The sequence below is a fragment of the Nocardioides marinquilinus genome, assembly GCF_039543705.1.
Lineage (GTDB): Bacteria > Actinomycetota > Actinomycetes > Propionibacteriales > Nocardioidaceae > Nocardioides > Nocardioides marinquilinus.
Genome location: NZ_BAABKG010000002.1, coordinates 184,184 through 206,619 on the forward strand (window position 1 = coordinate 184,184; position 22,436 = coordinate 206,619).

Annotated in this window: 25 protein-coding genes and 1 tRNA gene; 19 read left to right on the plus strand and 7 right to left on the minus strand. The window is 72.0% G+C overall.

The window, feature by feature from the left end:
- Positions 1-22: 22 nt before the first annotated feature.
- On the minus strand, positions 23-1,933 hold the full coding sequence (locus ABEA04_RS06920; RefSeq protein ID WP_345456100.1) for a 2-oxoacid:acceptor oxidoreductase subunit alpha: 1,911 nt from the start codon (positions 1,931-1,933) through the stop codon (positions 23-25).
- Between the two features lie 296 nt (positions 1,934-2,229).
- On the opposite strand from ABEA04_RS06920, the gene ABEA04_RS06925 reads away from it, so the two are divergent.
- From ABEA04_RS06925 to ABEA04_RS06945, 5 genes are all read left to right on the plus strand, one after another.
- On the plus strand, positions 2,230-3,228 hold the full coding sequence (locus ABEA04_RS06925) for a sulfate ABC transporter substrate-binding protein (protein WP_345456103.1): 999 nt from the start codon (positions 2,230-2,232) through the stop codon (positions 3,226-3,228).
- Positions 3,229-3,296: 68 nt separating this feature from the next.
- Positions 3,297-4,076, plus strand: coding sequence for a sulfate ABC transporter permease subunit CysT (gene cysT / locus ABEA04_RS06930; protein WP_345456105.1), 780 nt, complete (start codon positions 3,297-3,299; stop codon positions 4,074-4,076).
- Entirely contained in the window at positions 4,069-4,950 is an 882-nt protein-coding gene (locus ABEA04_RS06935) for a sulfate ABC transporter permease (RefSeq protein ID WP_345456107.1), read from the plus strand. Before cysT ends, ABEA04_RS06935 begins: the two co-directional genes overlap by 8 nt.
- Positions 4,947-5,924 carry a sulfate/molybdate ABC transporter ATP-binding protein gene (locus ABEA04_RS06940; protein WP_345456109.1) on the plus strand — a complete coding sequence of 326 codons (978 nt, stop codon included), beginning with the start codon at positions 4,947-4,949 and terminating at the stop codon, positions 5,922-5,924. The genes ABEA04_RS06935 and ABEA04_RS06940 overlap by 4 nt, the downstream gene beginning before the upstream one ends.
- A 140-nt stretch (positions 5,925-6,064) precedes the next feature.
- Positions 6,065-7,534 (plus strand): PASTA domain-containing protein, encoded by a 1,470-nt coding sequence (locus ABEA04_RS06945; RefSeq protein WP_345456111.1) that lies wholly within the window; start codon positions 6,065-6,067, stop codon positions 7,532-7,534.
- A 6-nt stretch (positions 7,535-7,540) separates the two neighbouring features.
- Here the strand turns inward: ABEA04_RS06945 and ABEA04_RS06950 are convergent, their stop codons facing one another.
- Entirely contained in the window at positions 7,541-8,032 is a 492-nt protein-coding gene (locus tag ABEA04_RS06950) for a YajQ family cyclic di-GMP-binding protein (RefSeq protein ID WP_345456113.1), read from the minus strand.
- Between the two features lie 147 nt (positions 8,033-8,179).
- Here ABEA04_RS06950 and ABEA04_RS06955 point away from each other — a divergent pair.
- From ABEA04_RS06955 to ABEA04_RS07010, 12 genes are all read left to right on the plus strand, one after another.
- Positions 8,180-8,261, plus strand: a tRNA-Tyr gene (locus ABEA04_RS06955).
- Positions 8,262-8,400: 139 nt separating this feature from the next.
- Positions 8,401-9,213: a hypothetical protein gene (locus tag ABEA04_RS06960; RefSeq protein WP_345456116.1), complete on the plus strand. Its 813-nt coding sequence runs from the start codon at positions 8,401-8,403 to the stop codon at positions 9,211-9,213.
- Between the two features lie 49 nt (positions 9,214-9,262).
- Complete coding sequence (locus ABEA04_RS06965) at positions 9,263-10,312, plus strand: LLM class flavin-dependent oxidoreductase (RefSeq protein ID WP_345456118.1); 1,050 nt, start codon at positions 9,263-9,265, stop codon at positions 10,310-10,312.
- A gap of 226 nt (positions 10,313-10,538) precedes the next feature.
- Positions 10,539-10,760, plus strand: coding sequence for a translation initiation factor IF-1 (gene infA / locus ABEA04_RS06970; protein WP_300401326.1), 222 nt, complete (start codon positions 10,539-10,541; stop codon positions 10,758-10,760).
- A 32-nt stretch (positions 10,761-10,792) separates the two neighbouring features.
- On the plus strand, positions 10,793-10,906 hold the full coding sequence (gene rpmJ, locus ABEA04_RS06975) for a 50S ribosomal protein L36 (RefSeq protein WP_028656369.1): 114 nt from the start codon (positions 10,793-10,795) through the stop codon (positions 10,904-10,906).
- Positions 10,907-11,073: 167 nt separating this feature from the next.
- The gene (gene rpsM / locus ABEA04_RS06980) at positions 11,074-11,451 is read left to right on the plus strand and encodes a 30S ribosomal protein S13 (RefSeq protein WP_345456127.1); all 378 of its coding nucleotides are present in this window, start codon (positions 11,074-11,076) and stop codon (positions 11,449-11,451) included.
- 68 nt (positions 11,452-11,519) lie between these two features.
- Positions 11,520-11,924: a 30S ribosomal protein S11 gene (gene rpsK / locus ABEA04_RS06985; protein ID WP_345456128.1), complete on the plus strand. Its 405-nt coding sequence runs from the start codon at positions 11,520-11,522 to the stop codon at positions 11,922-11,924.
- 24 nt (positions 11,925-11,948) lie between these two features.
- Complete coding sequence (rpsD, locus tag ABEA04_RS06990; RefSeq protein WP_345456131.1) at positions 11,949-12,557, plus strand: 30S ribosomal protein S4; 609 nt, start codon at positions 11,949-11,951, stop codon at positions 12,555-12,557.
- 94 nt (positions 12,558-12,651) lie between these two features.
- Positions 12,652-13,668: a DNA-directed RNA polymerase subunit alpha gene (locus ABEA04_RS06995; protein ID WP_345456134.1), complete on the plus strand. Its 1,017-nt coding sequence runs from the start codon at positions 12,652-12,654 to the stop codon at positions 13,666-13,668.
- A 269-nt stretch (positions 13,669-13,937) separates the two neighbouring features.
- A complete protein-coding gene (rplQ, locus tag ABEA04_RS07000; protein WP_345456136.1) occupies positions 13,938-14,516 on the plus strand; it encodes a 50S ribosomal protein L17 in 579 nt (192 codons plus the stop codon).
- A gap of 160 nt (positions 14,517-14,676) precedes the next feature.
- Positions 14,677-15,180 carry a SigE family RNA polymerase sigma factor gene (locus tag ABEA04_RS07005; protein ID WP_345456139.1) on the plus strand — a complete coding sequence of 168 codons (504 nt, stop codon included), beginning with the start codon at positions 14,677-14,679 and terminating at the stop codon, positions 15,178-15,180.
- Positions 15,177-16,433: a hypothetical protein gene (locus ABEA04_RS07010; RefSeq protein ID WP_345456142.1), complete on the plus strand. Its 1,257-nt coding sequence runs from the start codon at positions 15,177-15,179 to the stop codon at positions 16,431-16,433. The genes ABEA04_RS07005 and ABEA04_RS07010 overlap by 4 nt, the downstream gene beginning before the upstream one ends.
- Here the strand turns inward: ABEA04_RS07010 and ABEA04_RS07015 are convergent.
- Positions 16,408-17,385: a ketopantoate reductase family protein gene (locus ABEA04_RS07015; RefSeq protein ID WP_345456145.1), complete on the minus strand. Its 978-nt coding sequence runs from the start codon at positions 17,383-17,385 to the stop codon at positions 16,408-16,410. The genes ABEA04_RS07010 and ABEA04_RS07015 overlap by 26 nt on opposite strands.
- Positions 17,386-17,450: 65 nt before the next feature.
- On the opposite strand from ABEA04_RS07015, the gene ABEA04_RS07020 reads away from it, so the two are divergent.
- On the plus strand, positions 17,451-18,452 hold the full coding sequence (locus tag ABEA04_RS07020) for a 4-hydroxy-3-methylbut-2-enyl diphosphate reductase (protein WP_345456148.1): 1,002 nt from the start codon (positions 17,451-17,453) through the stop codon (positions 18,450-18,452).
- A 32-nt stretch (positions 18,453-18,484) separates the two neighbouring features.
- Here the strand turns inward: ABEA04_RS07020 and ABEA04_RS07025 are convergent, their stop codons facing one another.
- On the minus strand, positions 18,485-18,913 hold the full coding sequence (locus tag ABEA04_RS07025; protein WP_345456151.1) for a GtrA family protein: 429 nt from the start codon (positions 18,911-18,913) through the stop codon (positions 18,485-18,487).
- Entirely contained in the window at positions 18,910-19,911 is a 1,002-nt protein-coding gene (locus ABEA04_RS07030; protein ID WP_345456154.1) for a glycosyltransferase family 2 protein, read from the minus strand. The genes ABEA04_RS07025 and ABEA04_RS07030 overlap by 4 nt, the downstream gene beginning before the upstream one ends.
- Before the next feature lie 126 nt (positions 19,912-20,037).
- Here ABEA04_RS07030 and ABEA04_RS07035 point away from each other — a divergent pair, with 126 nt between their 5' ends.
- A complete protein-coding gene (locus tag ABEA04_RS07035; protein ID WP_345456157.1) occupies positions 20,038-20,658 on the plus strand; it encodes an L-threonylcarbamoyladenylate synthase in 621 nt (206 codons plus the stop codon).
- Here ABEA04_RS07035 and ABEA04_RS07040 read toward each other — a convergent pair.
- Both ABEA04_RS07040 and ABEA04_RS07045 read right to left on the minus strand, forming a co-directional pair.
- Positions 20,621-21,142, minus strand: a complete 522-nt coding sequence (locus ABEA04_RS07040; RefSeq protein WP_345456160.1) for a DUF6542 domain-containing protein — start codon at positions 21,140-21,142, stop codon at positions 20,621-20,623. The two genes, ABEA04_RS07035 and ABEA04_RS07040, sit on opposite strands and share 38 nt — an antisense overlap.
- Positions 21,139-22,230 (minus strand): DNA recombination protein RmuC, encoded by a 1,092-nt coding sequence (locus tag ABEA04_RS07045; RefSeq protein ID WP_345456162.1) that lies wholly within the window; start codon positions 22,228-22,230, stop codon positions 21,139-21,141. Before ABEA04_RS07045 ends, ABEA04_RS07040 begins: the two co-directional genes overlap by 4 nt.
- Positions 22,231-22,436: the final 206 nt, after the last annotated feature.

Here is a 22,436-nt window from a genome sequence, read left to right on the forward strand (position 1 = left end):
AGCTCGGTGGACGAGTCGGTGGTCACGGGCGGGACTCCTCGGTCTGCTGGGTCTCGGTGATGAGCGCGGCGAGCGCCTCGGCGAGCTCGGCCGCCTTGAGCGGCAGGCCGCGCACCTGGTTGTAGCCCACGGCGTCCACGAGGTAGCGGGCGCGCAGCAGCATCGAGAGCTGGCCGAGGTTCATCTCGGGCACCAGCACGCGGTCGTAGCGCGCGAGCACCTCGCCGAGGTCGCGGGGGAAGGGGTTGAGGTGGCGCAGGTGCACCTGGGCGACCTCGTGGCCGGCCTTGCGCACGCGGCGGCAGGCGGCGCCGATGGGGCCGTACGTCGAGCCCCACCCGATGGCCAGCACGCGGGCCGAGCCCGACGGGTCGTCGACCTCGAGCGGCGGCAGGGAGTCGGCGATGCGGTCGACCTTGGCCTGCCGGGTGCGCACCATCAGGTCGTGGTTGGCGGGGTCGTAGGAGATGTTGCCGTGCCCCTCGCCCTTCTCGAGGCCGCCGATGCGGTGCTCGAGGCCGGGGGTGCCGGGCACCGCCCAGGGCCGGGCCAGCGTCGTCTCGTCGCGCAGGTAGGGCCAGAACTCGGCGTCCTCGCCCTCGCCGTGGTTGGTCTCGGTGGCGAAGTCGGGGTCGATCGTGGGCAGGTCGGCGGAGTCGGGGGAGACGTCGGGCACGCGCCACGGCTCGGAGCCGTTGGCCAGGTAGCCGTCGGAGAGCAGCATCACCGGGGTGCGGTAGGTGACGGCGATGCGCGCGGCCTCGACCGCGGCGGCGAAGCAGTCACCGGGCGACTGGGGCGCCACGATCGGCACCGGTGCCTCGCCGTTGCGGCCGAACATGGCCTGCAGCAGGTCGGACTGCTCGGTCTTGGTGGGCAGGCCCGTCGACGGGCCGCCGCGCTGGACGTCGATGACCACGAGCGGCAGCTCGGTCATCACCGCCAGCCCGATCGACTCGGACTTCAGCGCGATGCCCGGGCCCGAGGTGGTGGTGACCCCGAGGGCGCCGCCGAACGAGGCGCCGATCGCGGCCCCGATGCCGGCGATCTCGTCCTCGGCCTGGAACGTGGTGACGCCGAACGCCTTGTGCTTGCTCAGCTCGTGGAGGATGTCGGAGGCGGGCGTGATCGGGTAGGAGCCGAGGAACAGCGGCAGTCCCGAGCGCACGCTGCCGGCCACCAGGCCGTAGGCCAACGCGAGGTTGCCGGTGATGTTGCGGTAGGTGCCCGGGCCCATGGGCGCCGGCTTCACCTCGTAGCGCACCGCGAAGGTCTCGGTGGTCTCGCCGAAGGCCCAGCCGGCCTTGAATGCCGTCAGGTTGGCGTCGCGGATGTCGGGCACCTTGGAGAACCGCTTGGCCAGGAACGCCTCGGTGGGCTCGGTCGGGCGGCCGTACATCCACGACAGTAGGCCGAGGGCGAACATGTTCTTGGCGCGCGAGGCGTCCTTGCGCGATAGGCCGAACTCCTTGACCGCCGCGACCGTCATCCCGGTGAGGTCGACGGGGTGGACGGCGAGACCGGCCAGCACGTCGTCCGGCTCGCCGAGGGAGTCGAGCGGGTTGGCCTCGTAGCCGGCCTTGGCCAGGTTGCGCGCGGTGAAGTCGTGGCTGTCGACGATGACCGTGGCGCCCTTGGGCAGGTCGCCCAGGTTGGCCTTGAGGGCGGCCGGGTTCATCGCGACGAGGACGTCGGGGGCGTCGCCGGCGGTGAGGATGTCGTGGTCGGCGAAGTGCACCTGGAACGACGAGACGCCGGGCAGCGTGCCCTGGGGCGCCCGGATCTCGGCCGGGAAGTTCGGCAGCGTCACGAGGTCGTTGCCGAAGACGGCCGACTCCTGCGTGAAGCGGTCACCGGTCAGCTGCATGCCGTCGCCGGAGTCGCCCGCGAACCGGATGACCACCCGGTCGAGCTGCTGCACCTGCTTGGACACGTGTCCCACCTTCGTCGTGGCGCTCTCGCGGTCGTGGCGCGCCGCCACTGCGCGCCTCTACCACAGTAGGCGGCTGCGCGGGCGTGCCCGAACCGTGACTGCTGGGTGGAAGGTGATTCGCGACACGCGCCCGGTCCAGACCGCTGGCGTCTCATGGGCGAGTCTGATTCGCCTGTCTTTCATATCTTGATTAGTCTGGTCGAGTTAGCAGATCAGCGCTGCTTGGCAGTGCCGGATGAAAGTGCAGGGACGAGATGAACCGAACGATCAAGGTTGCGGCGGTCGGAGCCGCCGGGGTGCTGGCCTTGACCGGGCTGACCGGGTGCGGCGGCGACGAGGACGAGAACAACGTCTCCGTGGTCGGCTTCTCGGTGCTCGAGAGCGCCTACGACGACCTCTTCACCGCCTTCGGCGACACCGACGAGGGCGACGGCATCAGCTTCAACGGCCCCTCCTACGGCGCCTCCGGCGAGCAGAGCCGCGGCGTGGCCGACGGCCAGCCCGCCGATCTCGTGCACTTCTCCCTCGAGCCCGACATGACCCGGCTGGTCGACGCCGGCATCGTGGCCGAGGACTGGAAGGACAACGACAGCACGGGCATCTGCTCGCAGTCCGTCGTCGTCATGATCGTGAAGAAGGACAACCCGAAGGACATCCAGGGCTGGCAGGACCTCGTGCGCGACGACGTCTCGATCGTCACGCCGAACCCCGCCTCGTCCGGCTCGGCGAAGTGGAACCTGCTCGCCGCCTACGGCTCGGTCATCGCCGACAACGGCAGCGACGAGGACGCCAAGACCTACATGCAGGAGTTCTTCCAGCACGTCGCCGCGCTGCCCGACTCGGGCCGCGACGCGACCACCGCCTTCACCTCGGGCACCGGCGACGTCCTGCTCTCCTACGAGAACGAGGCCATCCTGGCCCGCCAGGGCGGTCAGGACTTCGACTACGTCGTCCCCGACACCACGCTGCTCATCGAGAACCCGTGCGCGGTCACCGAGGACGCCGAGAACGCCGACGCGGCGCAGGCCTTCCTCGACTTCGAGAAGAGCGCGGCCGGCCAGGAGGTCCTCGCGGCCGACGGCTACCGCCCGCTCGAGAGCGCCGGCGCCTCCGCCGTGACCGTCGAGGGTGCGACCAACCCCGACGACCCGTTCCCGGCCCCGACCACCCTGCTCACCGTCGACGGTGACTTCGGCGGCTGGGCCGAGGCGGACGACGCCTACTTCAACGACGGCGAGGACGGCGAGCCCGTGGGCGTCATCGCCGAGATCCAGTCGCAGTTCGGTACCAGCTGAGCATGACTACCACCGTCATGAGGCCGGGGCGGCCGGCGCGCAGGCGCCGGTCGACCCGACCTGGTGCCATGACGCCGGGGTCGACCCTCGGACTGGGCATCGGGCTGCTGTGGTTCAGCCTGCTCGTGCTGATCCCGCTCTCGGCCATCGTGGTCGAGGCGTCGGGCGGCGGGCTGGACACCTACAAGAACGCGCTCACCAACGACCAGACGTTCAACGCTCTGAAGATCACGGTGATCGCGGCTCTCGTCACCACCGCCATCAACATGGTGATGGGCACGACCATCGCCTGGGTGCTGGTGCGTGACCGCTTCCGCGGCAAGGCGCTGCTCGACCTGATCATCGACATCCCCTTCGCGATGCCGACGATCGTGGCGGGCCTGGTGCTGCTGGCGCTCTACGGCAGCCAGGGGCCGCTCGGCACCTCGTTCGAGAACACCCGCATGGCCGTCTTCCTCGCCATCGCGTTCGTGACGCTGCCGTTCGTCGTCCGCACGGTGCAGCCGGTGCTGGAGGAGATGGAGACCGAGGTCGAGGACGCCGCCGCGTCGCTCGGCGCGAGCCGGTTCACCACCTTCCGCCGCATCGTGCTGCCGACCCTGGTGCCGGCGATCTTCGCCGGCGCGGCGCTCTCGTTCGCACGGGGCATCAGCGAGTACGGCTCGCTGGTGCTGCTCTCGGGCAACCTGCCGAACAAGACCGAGGTCAGCTCCTTCCGCGTCGCCTCGCTCCTCGAGGGCGGCAGCCGCGCCTCGGCGGCCGCGGTCGCGACGCTGATGCTGCTGGTCGCGCTCATCGCCATCGTGGCGCTCGACGTCACCCAGCGACGGCTGGCGCGTCGTGGCTAACGCGAGCCGCGCGGTCGGCAACCGCTCCGCCGCCGTGACCTGGACGCTCCGGGTCGTCGTGGTGGTGTACCTGTTCATGATCGTGGCCTGGCCCACCGGCCTGGTCGCGCAGAACACCTTCGCCAACGGGCTGGACGGCCTCAAGACCGCCCTCAGCGACCCCGACGTCACCCACTCGCTGTGGCTGACGGTGCGGGTGGCGCTGATCGCGGTGGCCATCAACCTGGTCTTCGGCGTCGGCATGTCGCTGCTGCTGGTGCGCTACCGGTTCCCGGGCAAGCGCATCCTGTCGGCCCTCATCGACCTGCCGCTCTCGGTCTCGCCCATCGTGGTCGGCCTCGCCCTGGTGCTGGTCTACAACCCGCGCTACGGCTGGTTCGGCGAGACGCTGAGCGACAACGGCATCGACGTCGTCTTCGCCACGCCCGGCATCGTCATGGCCACCTGCTTCGTCGCGCTGCCGCTGGTGGTGCGCGAGGTGGTGCCCGTGCTCGAGGAGATGGGCGACGAGCAGGAGCAGGCCGCCCGCAGCCTGGGGGCCAACGGCCGCCAGACCTTCTGGCGGATCACGCTGCCGGGCATCCGGTGGGCCATCGTCTACGGCGTCGTCCTCAGCCTGGCCCGCTCGCTCGGCGAGTTCGGCGCGGTCAAGATCGTCGCCGGCAAGTCGATCGGCGACAAGGAGACCGCGACGCTGCTCGTGCAGCGCGAGTACCAGAACTTCAACCAGGACACCGCCTACTCAGTGTCCTTCCTGCTCGTCCTCGCCGCCGTCCTGTGTCTCGTGGTGGTCGCCATCCTGCGACCCAAGCCCGAGTCGCAGCGACCGGCACGACGCAAGCAGGCCCGCCCGCTCGTGAAGGAGAGCACGTGAGCATCGAGATCAAGAACCTCAGCAAGCGCTTCGGAGACTTCGTCGCCCTCGAGGACGTCACCGTCTCGCTGCCCACCGGTCAGCTGACGGCGCTGCTCGGCCCCTCGGGCGGCGGCAAGTCGACCCTGCTGCGCATCATCGCCGGCCTCGACTCGGCCGACGAGGGGTCGGTGACCATCGAGGGCGTCGAGGCGACCCACCTGCCGCCGCAGAAGCGCAACGTCGGCTTCGTCTTCCAGCACTACGCCGTCTTCAAGCACATGACGGTGGCCAAGAACGTCGCCTTCGGTCTCGAGATCCGCAAGCGGCCCAAGCCCGAGATCGTCGAGCGCGTCGACGAGCTGCTCAAGCTGGTGCACCTCTCGCAGTTCTCGCACCGCCTGCCCTCGCAGCTCTCCGGCGGTCAGCGTCAGCGCATGGCGCTGGCCCGGGCGCTCGCGGTCGAGCCGACCGTGCTGCTGCTCGACGAGCCGTTCGGCGCGCTCGACGCGAAGGTGCGCAAGGAGCTGCGCGACTGGCTGCGTCGCCTGCACGACGAGGTGCACGTGACGACGGTCTTCGTGACCCACGACCAGGAGGAGGCCCTCGAGGTCGCCGACGAGATCGTGGTCATCAACGAGGGACGCATCGAGCAGGTCGGCACCCCCGACCAGCTCTACGACGAGCCGGCCAACCCGTTCGTCATGGGCTTCCTCGGCGACGTCACGCACCTGGACGGCGTCCAGCTGCGGCCCCACGACGTCGAGGTGGCCGTCGAGCCGGGCCTCGGCAAGGGCGGCGTCCCCGGCCGCATCACCCGCGTCCTGCGGGTCGGCTTCGAGGTGCGCCTGACCGTCGAGACCGACGCCGGCGACGACGTCCGGGTCGAGATGACGCGCACCCACGCCCGCAACCTCGGCCTGGCCGAGGGCAGCCGCGTCTGGCTGACGGCGGCCAGCGGCGCGACCACGGTGCCGGTGCTCGCGGCGGTCTGACCGCCCGAGCAGGGCGTCGGGGACCGAGCGGAACCCCGGTGACGGGGGAGTCGTCAGAGTCGACGAGTCCCCAGGTGTGAGCCGGCCCGGGCGGGGCGACCCGCCCGGGCCGGCGCGCACCGCGCCACGAGAGGCCCTCGATGACCCCGCCGCCGCCCCCGCCCGCACCTGCCGACCCGCCCGCGGGCGGCCCCGAGCACCCCGGCCCCGAGTCCGACGACGTCCTCGACGCGCCCACGCTGACCGGCGACGCGGCGGAGACGTCACCGTGGGGTCCGACGGTCGAGACGGTGGCACCCTGGCCGGTGCCGACCACCGCCCCGCCGACCGCCCCGCCGACCGCCCCGCCGACGGCCCCTCCGACGGCACAGCCGGTCGTGCCGCGGATGCCGCCGCCGGTGCCGCCGCCGGTGCTGCCGCCGCCCGCGCGCCGGCGCCGGGCCGGTGCGACGGTCGCCGCTGCGGTCGCCGTCCTCGTCGTCGCGATCGGTGCCGCCCTGCTCGTCGCCGACCCGTGGGGCTGGCGCGCCGGCGGGGAGCCCGCGGCCGCCGACGCGCCGTCGTCCGACCCGACGCCGACCGACGGGCCGAGCCCGGCCGGGACCGGCACGGGTGGGACCGGGGGCACGACGACCCCGACCTCGCTCACGCTCGACGACCTGCGGGGCCGCGACGCGGTCGAGGTGGCCGGCGAGCTCGACGCCGCCGGCGTCGAGGTCGTGACCGTCACCCGGCCGAGCGCCGCGGCCCGCGCGGGCCGGGTCGTGGCGACCCGCCCGGGGCCCGGCTCGACGGTCGCCCCGGGCGAGAGCGTCACGGTCGTGGTCGGCGACGGGTCGGTGCCCGAGGTGCGCGACCTGACGGTCCACAAGCAGGTCGGCCCCGGCGACCCGGTCAACGTCGCCCCGATCGTCGTCGTCGACCCCGACGGTCGGCAGCGCCGCGTGGGCACGGGCGACTCGCCCGACATCAGCGCCGACGGCCGCCTCGTCGCCTACGTCGACACCACCCGGGCCGACCGCGGGTCGCAGGCCGTCGTCGTCCGGCCGGACGGCACGGGCCGCCGGCAGGTCACCGACGTCACCGTCGGCTCGGTCGCGGCGCTCGCCCTCTCGCCGGACGGCTCACGCATCGCCTACAGCAACAACACCGGCGGCGTGTTCGTGGTCGGCGTCGACGGCACGGCCAAGCGGCTGGTCGCCGACGTCGACGCCTTCGAGCTCGACTGGTCGCCGGACGGGCGCTACGTCGTCTTCCGTCGGTACGACACCGCCGCCCAGCAGCTGTGGCTGGTCAGCGCCGACGGCCGCGACCTGCGGCCCCTGCGCACCCACCTGCCCGCCGGCGCCACGCCGGCCTTCCCGGCCTGGTCGCCCGACGGCGAGTGGATCGCCTACGCCGACTTCGACGGCGGTCTGCACCTGGTGCATCCCGACGGCACTGTCCACCGGCGCCTCGGCCCGGGCGCCTACCCGTCGTGGACGCCGGACGGCGACCTGACCTACCTCTACGGCAGCTACTACCGGGCCGGGCCCGACGGGCGCGACCCGCAGGTGCTGCCCGGTCTCACGGCCTCGCCGGCCCCGCTGCAGTGGGGCCGGGCGCGGTGACCGGGCTCAGCGGTAGTTGGTGAACTGCACCGCGAAGTCGTAGTCCTGCTGCTTGACCAGCGCCTGCACGGCCTGCAGGTCGTCGCGCTTCTTCGAGGAGACCCGCAGCTCGTCGCCCTGGATCTGCGCCTTGACGCCCTTGGGGCCCTCGTCGCGGATGAGCTTGGTGATCTTCTTGGCGTCCTCGGAGCTGATGCCCTCCTTCAGCGCCACGCCGATCTTGCTCTGCTGGCCCGAGGGGCGCGGCTCGGAGGCGTCGAGCACCTTCAGGCTCACGTTGCGCTTGACCAGCTTGCCCTTGAAGACGTCGAGGACGGCGCTCGCCCGGTCGTCGGCCGAGGCGGTGATCTCGATGGCCTGCTCGCCCTGCCACTCGATGGTGGCGCCGGTGCCCTTGAAGTCGAAGCGGGTGGCGATCTCGCGCGCCGTCTGTCCGAGCGCGTTGTCGACCTCCTGGCGGTCGATCTTGCTGACGATGTCGAACGAGCTGTCGGCCATGTGTGAGCGTGCTCCTCGTGCCTGGTGGGTGCCTGGTGCTGCCTGGGTGGACGCCGGGCGGCCGGGTGAACCGGATTGCCGCGACGGAGTCCTGCTGCGCTATTCTCAGGCCTCGTCGCCGACCGGCCAAGCCGCTCGCGACATCCCGGCAGGTTGCCCGAGCGGCCAAAGGGAGCTGACTGTAAATCAGCCGGCACAGCCTACGCTGGTTCGAATCCAGCACCTGCCACACCTGGGCCCGCACGCACAGCGCGTGCGGGCCCTCGTCGTCTTCTGCGGGCCTGGGCCAATCCGGCCGGTCGTCGGCACCGGATAGGGAGCACGTGGTCCGCCGCGGGTCACGACCTCTCCCAGAACGGTCTCCCTCCATGCCCCTGCCCTCGTTCCTCGCCGGCCGCCGCCCGAGCGGCCCGATGCTGATGTCGACCGCCGCCCTCGTCGTGGCCCTCGGTGGCACGTCGTACGCCGCCGCGACCGTCGGCACCGCCGACCTCGAGAACAACGCCGTCATCTCGCCCAAGATCGCCGACGGCACGATCCGCAGCATCGACATCGCCGACGGCACCATCCGCGGCGACGACCTCGCCCCGAGCGCGCAGGGCCGCCGCGGCCCCCAGGGCCCCGAGGGACCTCAGGGGCCCCAGGGCGAGCCCGGCGCCGACGGTGAGGACGGCGCCGACGGCGCTCCCGGCGCCGCCGCGCGCTGGGTGCTGGTCGGCATGAACGGCCAGATCGTCGACCAGTCCGGCGGCTTCACCGTCACCGCCGGCTACCCGGTGCTGGGCGACCCCGGCACCGACCCGACCGCGCTGCGCGCCAACGGCAACGTCTACATCGACGCCGGCGAGGACCTCGACGGTCACGGCATCGTGGCGAGCGTCGTCCTGCAGAACACCATCGAGCAGAACGCCAACGGCAACACCAACGGCCGCGCACCCGGGGCCGACGTGAACCCGGAGTTCTCCGGGGAGATCGCCGTCAGCCGCTGCAACCCCGCCGCCCCGGCGCCGGCGGTCAGCGCGGCCAACTGCGCGCCTCCGGGCACCAACACCGTCAGCCACTTCGTGGTCAGCCCCCGGCTGAGCGACGGCAGCGTCACCACCGGCGCCGGCACGACGGCCGACCCCGGCACCCGCAAGGCCTTCTACGTGATCGTCACCGACACCCCGGCCGTCGGCTGAGGCCGGCCGGCCCGGAATGAAGCGGGCGGGCGCGGACGTTGGGACCAGGATGACGACCCTGTCCGTGCTCGACCTCGTGCCCGTCCGCTCCGACCAGACCACCGGGGACGCCGTGCGCGCCACCCGCGACCTGGCCCGCGTCGCCGACGACCTCGGCTACCACCGCTACTGGGTGGCCGAGCACCACAACATGCCGGCCGTGGCGGCCACCAACCCGCCGGTGCTGATCGCGATGCTCGCCGCCGCCACCGAGCGCATCCGTCTCGGCAGCGGCGGCGTCATGCTGCCCAACCACGCCCCGCTCGTGGTCGCCGAGCAGTTCGCGCTGCTCGAGGCGGCCCACCCCGGCCGCATCGACCTCGGCATCGGCCGGGCACCCGGCAGCGACCCCGTGACGTCGTTCGCGCTGCGCCACGGCGCCGGGGGAGTGGGCGACGACGCCGTCGCGCGCTTCCCCGAGTACGTCGAGAACGTGCTGGCCATGATGGAGCCGGCCGGGGTCGGCCTGGCGGTCGGCGGTCGCACCCACGCCCTGCGGGCCACGCCGGCGGCGTCGAGCGTGCCGACGGTCTGGCTGCTGGGCAGCAGCGACTACTCCGCGCGCCTCGCGGCCGAGAAGGGCCTGCCCTACGTCTTCGCCCACCACTTCAGCGGCCAGGGCACCGCCGAGGCGCTCGAGCTCTACCGCAGCCGGTTCCAGCCGTCGTCCGGTCCGCTCGGCCTGGCCGAGCCCCGCACCTTCTTGACGGTCAACGCCTCCGTGGCGAGCGATGCCGACGAGGCGCGCCGCCGGGCGCTCCCGCAGCTGCTCACGATGCTGGCGCTGCGCACCGGCCGCCCGCTGACCCCGCTCGCGCTGGTCGAGGAGGCCGAGAAGCAGCAGCTGGGCCCCGACGAGCAGCAGCTCGTCGACGCCATGGCCGCCCGCTGGGTGATCGGCGACGGCCCCACCGCGCGGGCCCGGATCGCCGACCTGGCCGCCACCTACGGGGTCGACGAGGTGATGGTCAACGCCGTCGCGAGCGCCCACGTCGGCGCCGAGCCGCACGCCTCGCCGGACCGCGAGGAGACCCTGCGGCTGCTCGCCGCCCGCGATTAGGGCGCGTCACCGAGCGCGACCTACACTGGCGTGTCGGCCCAACATGGGTCCGCTCCATGGTGCCTCGCGGCTGCTCGTCCCGCCTGGGCCACTCCTCACCGAGTGTCCCCGATCGCGGTGCGGGTCGAGGTCCGGGGTGGCCACATGAGGTCCACCGCCCCGCCGGGGCGGAGGTTCGCGGGCCGACGCGATGGACGACGTACTCAAGCGATTCAGAAGTGAGGACATGCCGAAGAAAGAAGGCGTGATCGAGATGGAGGGCACGGTCGCCGAAGCCCTCCCCAACGCGATGTTCCGGGTCGAGCTCAGCAACGGCCACAAGGTGCTCGCGCACATCAGCGGCAAGATGCGACAGCACTACATCCGGATCCTCCCCGAGGACCGGGTCGTGGTGGAGCTCTCGCCCTACGACCTCACCCGTGGACGCATCGTCTACCGCTACAAGTAGCACCAAGCCGACCCGACCCAGGAAGGGCTGACATGAAGGTCAACCCGAGCGTCAAGCCGATCTGTGACAAGTGCAAGGTGATCCGTCGCCACGGCCGCGTCATGGTCATCTGCGACAACCCGCGCCACAAGCAGCGCCAGGGCTGACGCAGCCGCTCATCAGAGCAGCACCCACAACTGAACACACCCACCACGTGACGGCTAGGTGGCCCAGCAGGCGCCACCGAACCACCTCCGGAGCAGCAGGCCGGAGCCGGGCGAGACCCCGGACGCCGCGCGCACGAAACCGCTGCAGCACCTGAAAGGCCATCCACATGGCACGCCTCATGGGAGTCGACCTCCCGCGCGACAAGCGCATCGAGATCGCACTCACCTACATCTACGGCATCGGCCGTACCCGTTCCCAGAAGCTCCTCGAGCTGACCGGCGTCGACCCCAACATGCGGGTCCACCAGCTGGGCGACGACGAGCTGGTCCGGCTGCGCGACGAGATCGACGGTCAGGAGTTCAAGGTCGAGGGCGACCTCCGCCGCGAGGTCCAGGCCGACATCCGCCGCAAGATCGAGATCGGCAGCTACCAGGGTCGCCGCCACCGCATGGGTCTGCCCGTCCGCGGCCAGCGCACCAAGACCAACGCGCGCACCCGCAAGGGTCCCAAGCGCACCGTCGCCGGCAAGAAGAAGGCCAAGTGAGCCTGGTCGTCCGACCGCTCACAGGCCCCATCGCAGACCAGCTCAGCGTCATTCCGAGGAGATAACCGATGCCCCCGAAGGCTCGCGCGGCAGCGACCAAGAAGGTCCGCCGCAAGGAGAAGAAGAACATCGCTCAGGGCGAGGCCCACATCAAGAGCACGTTCAACAACACGATCGTCACGATCACCGACCCCACCGGCGCCGTCGTGTCGTGGGCCTCTGCCGGCACCGTCGGCTTCAAGGGCTCGCGCAAGTCGACGCCGTACGCCGCCCAGATGGCCGCCGAGGCCGCCGGCCGTCGTGCCATGGACCACGGCATGAAGAAGATCGACGTCTTCGTCAAGGGTCCCGGCTCCGGCCGCGAGACCGCGATCCGCTCGCTCGGGGCCATCGGCCTCGAGGTCGGCACGATCCAGGACGTCACGCCCACCCCGCACAACGGATGCCGCCCGCCCAAGCGCCGGCGCGTCTGACCCGAGACAGAAGGAGAGACTGACATGGCCCGCTACACCGGCCCCATGACCCGCAAGTCGCGCCGTCTCGGTGTCGACCTCGTCGGCGGCGACGCCGCCTTCGAGAAGCGTCCCTACCCGCCCGGCATGCACGGCCGCGCGCGCATCAAGGAGAGCGAGTACCGCACCCAGCTGCAGGAGAAGCAGAAGGCCCGCTTCACCTACGGCGTCATGGAGCGGCAGTTCTTCAACTACTACGTCGAGGCTGCGCGTCGCACCGGCAAGACCGGTGAGAACCTGCTCCAGCTGCTCGAGTGCCGCCTCGACAACGTCGTCTACCGGGCCGGGTTCGCCCGCACCCGCCGCCACGCCCGCCAGCTCGTGGTCCACGGCCACTTCCTGGTCAACGGCCGCAAGGTCAACGTGCCCTCCTTCCAGGTCACGCAGTACGACATCATCGACGTGCGCGAGAAGTCGCTCGAGATGACGCCGTTCATCGTGGCGCGCGAGACGCACGGCGAGCGCATCGTCCCGGCCTGGCTGCAGGTGCTGTCCGACCGGATGCGCATCCTCGTGCACTCCTTGCCGCTGCGCGCCCAGATCGACATGCCGATCCAAGAGCAGCTGATCGTCGAGTACTACTCCAAGAAGTAGTCCGTCGGGGCTCAGGCCCCCACGGCTGTTTCGTCGCCACCACCAGCACATCTGGGTCGTCATATAGCGGTCGGCCCGGGAAGGAACGAATTCAGTGCTCATCGCACAGCGCCCCACTTTGTCGGAAGAGACCGTCGACGAGTTCCGCAGCCGCTTCGTCATCGAGCCGCTCGAGCCGGGCTTCGGCTACACGCTCGGCAACTCGCTGCGCCGCACCCTGCTCTCCTCGATTCCCGGTGCCTCGGTCACCAGCATCAAGGTCGACTCCGTGCTCCACGAGTTCTCGACCATCGAGGGCGTCAAGGAGGACGTCACCGAGATCATCCTCAACCTCAAGGGCCTCGTCGTCTCCTCCGAGCACGACGAGCCCGTGACGATGTACCTGCGCAAGTCCGGCGCCGGTGACGTCACCGGTGCCGACATCGCGCCGCCCGCCGGCGTCGAGGTGCACAACCCCGACCTCAAGATCGCCACGCTGTCCGACAAGGGCAAGCTGGAGATGGAGCTCGTCGTCGAGCGTGGCCGCGGCTACGTCTCCGCCGTCCAGAACAAGGGCGCCGACAACGAGATCGGCCGCATGCCGGTCGACTCGATCTACAGCCCCGTGCTGAAGGTCAGCTACAAGGTCGAGGCCACCCGAGTCGAGCAGCGCACCGACTTCGACAAGCTCGTCATCGACGTCGAGACCAAGCCGTCGATCCTGCCCCGCGACGCCATCGCCTCGGCCGGCAAGACCCTCGTCGAGCTCTTCGGCCTCGCCCGCGAGCTCAACGTCGAGGCCGAGGGCATCGACATCGGCCCCTCGCCCGTCGACGAGCAGCTCGCCGCCGACCTCGCCCTCCCGGTCGAGGACCTGCAGCTGACCGTGCGGTCCTACAACTGCCTCAAGCGCGAGGGCATCCACACCGTGGGTGAGCTCATCAGCCGCTCGGAGCAGGACCTGCTCGACATCCGCAACTTCGGTGCCAAGTCGATCGACGAGGTCAAGGCCAAGCTGGTCGAGATGGGCCTCTCGCTCAAGGACAGCGCCCCCGGCTTCGACCCGCACGCCGCCCTCGCCGCCTACGGCGACGACGACGACGACGCGTTCGTCGAGGACGAGCAGTACTGAGCTGAATTGCGCGAGCGCGTCGTTCGGTGCATGGCCGACGCATGGTCTGAGCTTCACCCGGCTCGGGCTGGCGTCGGCCGAGACACCGAACGCCGCGCTGCCGCGCGGCGGTTGGCTTGACGTTCGGTTCCGTCTTCGTGGCGGGTCCGTTGGTTAGTTGCTCCGCTCGGCTCTACAACTTCATCGCACCCACGGTGGTCGGCTTCCGTCGTCCGCCTCACCTCTAACCCGGGTACCTGGTACGGCCCGGGAGAATCGAGTAGCAGCAGATGCCCACTCCCAAGAAGGGGCCCCGCCTCGGCGGCAGCGCCTCCCACCAGCGGCTGATCCTGTCGAACCTGGCCACCCAGCTGTTCGAGCACGGTCGCATCACCACCACCGAGGCCAAGGCGCGCACGCTGCGTCCGCACGCCGAGAAGCTCATCACCAAGGCGGTCAAGGCGCACCGGGGCGAGAACCCGCTTCACCAGCGCCGTGAGGTGCTCAAGACGATCCGTGACAAGGGCGTCGTCCACGAGCTCTTCGCCGAGATCGCCCCGCGCTTCGCCGACCGTCCCGGCGGCTACACCCGCATCACCAAGGTCAGCCCCCGCAAGGGCGACAACGCCCCCATGGCCGTCATCGAGCTGGTGACCGAGGACTACACGCCGCGTCCCAAGGCCCCGGCCAAGCCCGCCGCCACCGCGGCCCCGGCTGCGCCCGCCGAGCCGGCCGAGGACGAGACCGCCACCGACGAGGCTCCCACCGAGCTGAACGAGGAGGCCTCGCCCGAGACCAGCGTGGTCGCCGAGGAGCAGGCCGACGAGGCTGCCGCCGAGGAGTCGACCGAGGACGACACCAAGGCCTGAGCCCCACCCGCAGCACCACAGCAGGACCGAGGACCCCGCCACCCACCGGTGGCGGGGTCCCTCGCATTTCGCGGGCAACCATCGGGGTCGACCGGGTGGTAGTCCAGGCATGACCATCGAGCCGGCACTCGCCGACAGGACCCGGGAAGGCAGGGTGCGGATGCGCGGCGACGAACGCGGCGGCTTCGACGACTTCGTCGCCGCCCGCTCCGGGCGCCTGCTGCGCACCGCGTACCTGCTGACCCGCGACCACGGCCAGGCCGAGGACCTGCTGCAGACCGCCCTGACCAAGGCGTGGTTCGCCTGGGGCCGCATCGACGGCGACCCGGAGGGCTACGTCCGTCGCATCCTGGTCAACACCTACGCCACCTGGTGGCGGCGCAAGTGGCGCGGCGAGCAGGCCACCGACGTGCTGCCCGAGACAGGTGTCCCCGACCGCAGCACCGCCGTCGCCGAGGGCAACGACCTGTGGCACGCGATGGGCCGGCTGCCGCGTCGACAGCGCGCGGTCGTCGTCCTGCGCTACTTCGAGGACCTCACCGAGGCCCAGACCGCCGACGTGCTCGGGTGCACGGTCGGCACGGTCAAGAGCCAGGCCAGCAAGGCGCTGGCCAAGCTGCGGGTCGACCCCGCGCTCACCGACGAGACGGGAGACCGGGCATGACCGGCATCGACGAGCTGCGCGCCACCCTGCAGTCCCACGCCCCCCAGGTCCCCGACCACGAGACGCAGCAGCGCGTCGGCGCCGTGCACCGGCGGGTGGCCGTCGTGCGTCGTCGTCGTCGGGCCGCCGCGGTGGCGGCTGTCGCCGCGGTGGTGGCCGTCTCCGGCGCGGTCGTGCTCCGGCCCGGCTCCGGGGAGCCCGAGCCGGCCAGCCTCGTCGGCGTGACCGCGCCCGACACGATGACCTCGCTCGGCTACACCTACGACCGCGGCGACCTCGTCGAGGGACAGGACGGGTCGGTGCGGCTGCGGCTCGAGGCGAGCGACGTGCCGCGGCTGGTCAGCTGGGCCACCTCGGGCGACGACCAGGTCGTCACGGTCTCCGGGCTCGGCTCCGACCCGCTCACGTACTCGGCCGACGACCTGACCGACTGGGTCTACGTCGAGCCGGGCGTCAGCGGCTCGGTGCGCGTCGAGGCCCGGGAGGGCGACCCCGGACTGGCCGTCTACTCGCTGTCGCCGTCGGCGTCGCGGCCCGACGGCTACACCAGGGACGGCGTGACCTACCGCGAGCAGGTGGCGGACACCCGGCTGCTGGACGCCGAGGTGGGCGACCTGGGCCAGGCGGAGCTGTCCCTCGACCCCGGCACGGCCGCACGGGCCCGCCTGGTGATGTCGTGCGAGGGTGCGCCCCGCGGCACCTGGATCCGCGCGGTCGGCAGCGACGGCCCCGTGGGCGGCACCGAGTGCGGCGGTGACCTCCCGGTCGACGCGGCTGCCACCGGGTCGTGGTGGACCCTGGACAGTGCCGCGCTCGAGGGCTCGGTCCGCGTCGTGGTGCAGACGTCCTACCGGGACAGCACCCCGGTGCGGGCGCCGGGGCTCCGGGTGGGTGCCGCGCTCTACACCGACTCCGGAGGTGCGGGCAACCGGGCCGACGAGACCCTCGTGGAGGACGGCGGGCACCTGTGGCGCCGCGTGGCTCGGTTCGACGCGGAGGCCGGCGCGTCGCGGCTGCCGACCACGGCGCCCGAGGGAGACGGGCCCTTCCTGTTCTGGGCCGGGGGCGACGCCGAGGTCGGCACGCTCGCCGTCGGCATCGGCGACGAGCGGGTCAGCGGAGCACTGATCGGCAGCGGCGGCGAGACCTCCACCCTGGTCGACGCCGGCGAGCGCGTGACCCTGACGGTCCGCGGCGGCCAGGCCACCGCCGACCGGGGCGTCTGGATCAGCTACTACGAGCTCGCCGACTAGCGGCCAGCAGGTCTGCCGCGGCGAGCGAGGCCACCTCGCCGCCGCGGCGGGCCAGGTCGCCCACCGCGCGCTGCACCGCCTCGTTGGCCGGTGTCGGCACGTCGTGCAGGCGGCCGAGCAGCACGATCTCGCCGTTGAGGTGGTCGACCTCGGTCTCGCCGGTGCGTCGCTGCAGGCTCTGCCACGTCGAGGAGCCGACGCCGTCGCGGTCGACGAGCGGGCGCAGCAGCTCGCCGCGGCGGGCGAGGTCGTCGTCCTCGCTGACCACCGGGATGCCGGCGGCGGCCAGGGCGGCCTCGCCCTCGGACCGGACGACGCGCAGCAGCTCGTCGGCGTCGTCGCCGGGGGCGCAGGCGGCGCGCACGCCGTTGCCGAGGTTCATCAGCAGCTTGCGGTGCTTCCACGCCATGGCGTCGGGCCGGGGGATGCTCTCGAACCCGGCCGTCGTCAGGTCGGCCGCGACGGCGCGATCGACGTCGTCCACGCCGGTGGGGTAGCGGCCGATGTCGAGCAGGCCCGGCTTGCCGGCGGAGTGGACGGTCACCTCGCCGGGCCGCAGGTGGCTGGCGGGCATCATCACCGTCACCGCGTGCACGTGGGCGAGGTGGCGCAGCAGGGTGCGCTCGTTCGAGACGCCGTTCTGCAGCGAGACCACCGGCGTGGTCGGGCGCAGGTGGGGGAGCAGGCCGTCGAGCGCGCCGGCCGTCTGCTGCGACTTCACCGCCAGCAGGACGACGGTCTCGTCGTCGACGCCGGCCTCGGCGGGGTCGCCGACCACCGCGAGCGGCACGTCGACGGGGTCGTCGTGGCCGACGGTCAGCCGCAGCCCTCGCTCGCGCAGGGCCGCGAGGTGCTCGCCCCGGGCCGAGACGACGACGTCCAGCCCGGCCAGGTGCAGCAGGCCGGCGACGCCGCCGCCGATCGCCCCGGCCCCGACCACGAGATAGCGCATCCGGCCAACCTACGCGGGCCCGGCGAGGAGTCGGACGGGTGAGCGGCGGCCCGTAGAATCGCGGCATGACGACCGACCTGGGCACCCCGCGCGTCCTGCCCACCGACGACGCCGAGCGGGCGGTGCTGCTGGCCGCGCCCCGCGGCTACTGCGCCGGGGTCGACCGGGCCGTGATCACCGTCGAGCAGGCGCTCGACCTCTACGGATCGCCGGTCTACGTGCGAAAGCAGATCGTGCACAACAAGCACGTCGTGGCCGACCTCAGCGCCCGCGGCGCGGTCTTCGTCGAAGAGCTCGACGAGGTGCCGCCCGGCTCGACCGTGGTGTTCTCGGCCCACGGCGTCTCGCCGGCGGTGCACGAGCAGGCCGCCGAGCGCGACCTGAAGACCATCGACGCCACCTGCCCGCTGGTGACCAAGGTGCACCACGAGGCGCGCCGCTTCGCCGGCGAAGACCTCGACATCCTGCTCATCGGTCACGAGGGGCACGAGGAGGTCGAGGGCACCGCGGGCGAGGCGCCCGAGCACGTGCAGCTGGTGCAGAGCCCCGCCGACGTGCCGAACATCGTGGTGCGCGACCCCGCCCGCGTGGCGTGGCTGTCGCAGACCACGCTGTCGGTCGACGAGACGCTCGAGACGGTGGCCGCCATCCGCGAGCGGTTCCCGCTGCTCATCGACCCGCCCAGCGACGACATCTGCTACGCCACCCAGAACCGCCAGCTCGCCGTCAAGGAGATCTCCGACGGCACCGACCTCGTCATCGTGGTCGGCTCGGCCAACTCCTCGAACTCGGTGCGCCTGGTCGAGGTGGCCCTCGAGGCCGGCGCCCGCGCCGCCTACCGCGTCGACGACGTCTCCGAGGTCGACGAGGCCTGGCTCGACGGCGTCCGCACCGTCTCGGTCACCTCCGGCGCGAGCGTGCCCGACCACCTGGTGCAGGACGTGCTGGCGATGCTCGCCGGGCGCGGCTACCCCGACGCCCGCGCCGTCCATTCCGCCGAGGAGTCGCTGATCTTCAGCCTCCCCAAGGAGCTGCGCCGCGACATGAAGGCTGCCGGCCGCGCCTGAACGACGTCGACCCGTCGCTTATAAGAGACGGGTCAGCGCGAGATCTCGGTCGACCCGTCGGACATGTCTGACGGGTCAGCGTGACGCGCAGGCCAGACCACATACCGGTAGGCGAGGAAGTTCGCGCAGAACGAGACGCCGATGGCGAGCACCTTGACGACCAGTAGCTCGTCGACGACGCCGACGAGGGCGTGGATGACGAGGGGCTGCAGCACCCACATCACGGTGCCGGTGGTGGCGAGGAAGAGCAGGGCGTGGCGCAGGGTCAGCCGGCCGGCCTCGAAGGTGACCAGGCCGTTGACCACGAAGCTGAACGTCATGCCTGCGCTGGTGGAGCAGAAGTTGGCCAGCGTGATGCCGAGGTGGGCCTCCAGCAGCAGGAACAGCACCAGGTCGATCAGGGTGTTGACCACCCCGACGGCGGCGAAGCGCAGCAGGACGGGGTTGAGCAGGCGCCTCAACGGGTGTCGTCCCGCGCGCCGCGGGCGGTCAGGGCGAGCGAGTACAGCGGACGGTCCTGGGCCTCGGCGTAGACGCGGCCGAGGTAGGTGCCGATGACGCCCATCATGATCAGCTGCAGGCCGCTGAGCAGGAACATGCCGACACCGAGGAACGCCCAGCCGGGCACCGACTCCTCCGGCCGGAAGATGCGCACCCCGAGCACGTAGAGGGCCAGCAGCACCGAGAACGCCGAGATGGCGAACCCGAGTCGCGAGATCCAGCGCAGCGGGGCGGTGGAGAAGCCGACGATGCCGCTGGCGGCGAACTTGATCATCTTGCGCAGCGGGTAGCCGGTCTCGCCGGCGTAGCGCGGGTCGCGGTCGAAGAGCAGCGCCTCCTGGCGGAACCCGACGTGCGCCACGATGCCGCGCAGGAAGCGGTCCTGCTCGCGGTAGCGTGAGACCTCGGCGACGACCTTGCGGTCCATCAGCCGGAAGTCGCCGACGTTGCGGGGGATCTCGATGTCGGCCATGCGGTCGAGCACCCAGTAGAAGCCGAACGCGGTGGCCCGCTTGAAGGGGGAGTCCTTGCGGCTGCGGCGCTGGGCGAAGACGACGTCGACGCCGCCCTCCCACATCTGCAGCATCTCGAGGCTGACCCGGGGCGGGTCCTGCAGGTCGGTGTCCATCACGACGACGGCGTCGGCGTCGCCGACGGCGTCGAGCCCGGCCGTGACGGCGACCTGGTGGCCGAAGTTGCGCGAGAAGCTGAGCACCGAGACGCGGTCGTCGTCGCCGCGCAGCTTGAGCAGGCGGGCCAGCGAGTCGTCGCGGCTGCCGTCGTCGACGTAGACGAACTCGAAGTCGAGGTCGGGCCGGGCGTCGGTGGCCTCGACGAGCGCGGCGTGGAAGACCGCGATGTTCTGCTCCTCGTTGTAGACCGGCAGCACGTAGCTGACCCGGCGCCGCGGCGCGGTCACGCCCAGGCCCAGGTCGTCGGTCTCGCGTGCGTCGTCCACCTTCAGGTCCTCCTCGTCGGGACTGTCGGCACCGTCCTACCGCCGCAGACCAGCGCTCCACTGTGCAACACGCGTGCGCCCGCTGGGAAAACCCCGCGTGTCGGCGGGCGGTGGGAGGATCGGGTCATGGCCCGGTACGTCGACATCCACCCCGACAACCCGCAGCCGCGGCTGGTGCAGCAGGTCGTCGACGCGCTGCACGACGGCGCCCTCGTCGCCTACCCCACCGACTCCGGCTACGCCCTCGGCGCGTGCGTCGGCAACCGCGAGGGCCGCGACCGCATCCTGCGCATCCGCGGGCTCGACGAGCGCCACCACTTCACCTTGGTCTGCAAGGACTTCAGCCAGCTCGGCCAGCTGGTGCGCGTCGACAACGCCGCGTTCCGCGCCATCCGCGCCGCGACCCCGGGGCCCTACACCTTCATCCTGCCGGGCATGCCCGAGGTGCCGAAGCGGCTGCTGCACCCCAAGAAGCGCACCGTCGGCGTCCGCATCCCCGACCACACCCTCGTGCACGTACTGCTCGAGGCGCTCGGCGAGCCGCTGCTGAGCAGCTCGCTGATCCTGCCGGGCGAGACCGAGCCCCGCACGATGGGCTGGGAGGTCAAGGAGGACCTCGACCACGACGTCGACATCGTCATCGAGGCCGGCGAGACCCCCGCGGAGCCGACCACGGTGGTCGACTGGAGCAGCGGCGAGCCCGAGGTGGTCAGACGGGGAGCCGGGGACCCCGACCGGTTCGAGTGACGGCCTCGAGGTCGTCGTCCGCGTAGCCGTCGTCGTCCACGTGGTCGCCGCCGTACTCGTCGGCGTACTCGTCGGCGAGCCGGGCGGCGCCGACCCGCTGCCGCACGAACAGGACGCCGAGGGCGCCGGCGTAGCCGAGGCCGAGCGCGAGGCTGTGGTGCGACAGGCCCGAGACGACGGCCTGGACGACGGAGTCGCCGGAGCGGGCGATCGCCTCGGCGCGCGACATGGCCAGCAGCAGGAACGTGGCGAGCATCAGCAGCGGCGGCAGCACACCGACGGTGAAGAAGTCGCGTGGCCGCACGGCCAGCGCCAGCGCCAGGCAGAGCAGCACGAAGCCGACGTCGAACAGCGCGCCGACCCGTGCGGTCAGCATCAGGTCGAGGGCTGCTGCGGTGAGGGCGAGGGCCACGCCGAGCGCGACCATCTCGCGGCCGGGCTCGCGCCCCTCCTCCCACAGCGTGCGGGTGCCGGGCAGGCTCACAGTCCCACGCTACGTGGACGCGGCGGCTCGTCGTGGTCGCCGCGCCGGGGCGTGCCTCCGCTCTCGGGGACGTCGGCGGCCCCCGACGACCGCTCGACGGCCCGCAGCTCGACCGAGCGGGGCGTGGCCAGCTCGTCGTCGGTGACCGACAGCTCGCGGAACCGGCGCGCCTGCACCAGCACCCGCGACTCGAGCGAGCCGACCGCGCGGTTGTAGCCGGCGACGGCGGCGTTGAGCGAGCGGCCGACCTGGTCGAGGTGGTCGCCGTGGCGGCGCAGCCGCTCGTGCAGCTCGCGGCCGAGGGCGTGGATCTCGGAGGCCTGACGGGTCAGCGCCTCGTGGGTCCAGCCGTGGGCCACCGTGCGCAGCAGCGCGATCAGCGTGGTGGGGGTGGCCAGGACCACGCGGGGCGCGGCGCGCTCGATGAGGGTGGGGTCGGTCTCGAGGGCGGCGGCGAGCACCGACTCGGCCGGCACGAAGAGCACCACGAACTCCGGCGACTCCGGCAGCGAGCGCCAGTAGGCCTTCGAGCCGAGCTGCTCGATGTGGGTGCGCACCTGGCGGGCGTGGCGGGCCAGGTGGGCGGCGCGCTCGTCGTCGTCGTCGGCCTCGGCGGCGTCGAGGCACGCGTCGAGCGGCACCTTGGCGTCGACGACGACGCTGCGTCCGCCGGCGAGGTGGACGACGAGGTCGGGCCGCAGCGCGCCGTCGTCGAGGCGCACCTGCTCGGTGAAGTCGCAGTGCTCGACCATGCCGGCCAGCTCGACGGTGCGGCGCAGGTGCAGCTCGCCCCAGCGGCCGCGCACCTGCGGCCGGCGCAACGCCGTGGCGAGCGAGCGGGTCTCGCGGCGCAGCCCGTCGGTGGTGTGGCGCATGTCGAGCACCTGCTGGTGCAGCTGGCCCTGCCAGCTGGCGCGGTTGTGCTCGAGCTCGCGCATCTGGTCGTGCAACCGCTCGAGGCCCTCGCGCAGGACGGCCTGGTCGGCCACGGCCGCGCTCGGCCGGGCGCGCAGGACGCCGACGGCGTGCCCGAGCAGCTTGCCGACGACGAGGCCGACGGTGAGCGCGACGAGGGTCCAGGTGTCCATGACGGCAGCATGACCGTGGGGTGTGACAGGTCTCGGGCGAGCGGCAGGGCTCGGGCGTGTCGGGACCGGGCGGGGTCGACGCGATGCCGGCCCTGACGTGGGCGGGCCGGACCGGAGGGTGTCGAGGCTCCTCGCAGGGCTCGTCGCACCTCGACCATCGTCGGGGTGCCCTTCGACGGGCTCAGGGTCCGTCGGGGTGGCCCTTC

Coding starts and splice junctions, on each gene's coding strand:
- ABEA04_RS07020 (WP_345456148.1), top strand. CDS start 17,451: ATGACGACCGACCTGGGCACCCCGCGCGTCCTGCCCACCGACGACGCC.
- ABEA04_RS06960 (WP_345456116.1), top strand. CDS start 8,401: ATGCCCCTGCCCTCGTTCCTCGCCGGCCGCCGCCCGAGCGGCCCGATG.
- ABEA04_RS07010 (WP_345456142.1), top strand. CDS start 15,177: ATGACCGGCATCGACGAGCTGCGCGCCACCCTGCAGTCCCACGCCCCC.
- ABEA04_RS07035 (WP_345456157.1), top strand. CDS start 20,038: ATGGCCCGGTACGTCGACATCCACCCCGACAACCCGCAGCCGCGGCTG.
- rplQ (WP_345456136.1), top strand. CDS start 13,938: ATGCCCACTCCCAAGAAGGGGCCCCGCCTCGGCGGCAGCGCCTCCCAC.
- rpmJ (WP_028656369.1), top strand. CDS start 10,793: ATGAAGGTCAACCCGAGCGTCAAGCCGATCTGTGACAAGTGCAAGGTG.
- ABEA04_RS07015 (WP_345456145.1), bottom strand. CDS start 17,385: ATGCGCTATCTCGTGGTCGGGGCCGGGGCGATCGGCGGCGGCGTCGCC.
- ABEA04_RS07045 (WP_345456162.1), bottom strand. CDS start 22,230: ATGGACACCTGGACCCTCGTCGCGCTCACCGTCGGCCTCGTCGTCGGC.
- rpsK (WP_345456128.1), top strand. CDS start 11,520: ATGCCCCCGAAGGCTCGCGCGGCAGCGACCAAGAAGGTCCGCCGCAAG.
- infA (WP_300401326.1), top strand. CDS start 10,539: ATGCCGAAGAAAGAAGGCGTGATCGAGATGGAGGGCACGGTCGCCGAA.
- ABEA04_RS06950 (WP_345456113.1), bottom strand. CDS start 8,032: ATGGCCGACAGCTCGTTCGACATCGTCAGCAAGATCGACCGCCAGGAG.
- rpsD (WP_345456131.1), top strand. CDS start 11,949: ATGGCCCGCTACACCGGCCCCATGACCCGCAAGTCGCGCCGTCTCGGT.
- ABEA04_RS06965 (WP_345456118.1), top strand. CDS start 9,263: ATGACGACCCTGTCCGTGCTCGACCTCGTGCCCGTCCGCTCCGACCAG.
- ABEA04_RS06945 (WP_345456111.1), top strand. CDS start 6,065: ATGACCCCGCCGCCGCCCCCGCCCGCACCTGCCGACCCGCCCGCGGGC.
- ABEA04_RS07005 (WP_345456139.1), top strand. CDS start 14,677: ATGCGCGGCGACGAACGCGGCGGCTTCGACGACTTCGTCGCCGCCCGC.
- rpsM (WP_345456127.1), top strand. CDS start 11,074: ATGGCACGCCTCATGGGAGTCGACCTCCCGCGCGACAAGCGCATCGAG.
- cysT (WP_345456105.1), top strand. CDS start 3,297: ATGACGCCGGGGTCGACCCTCGGACTGGGCATCGGGCTGCTGTGGTTC.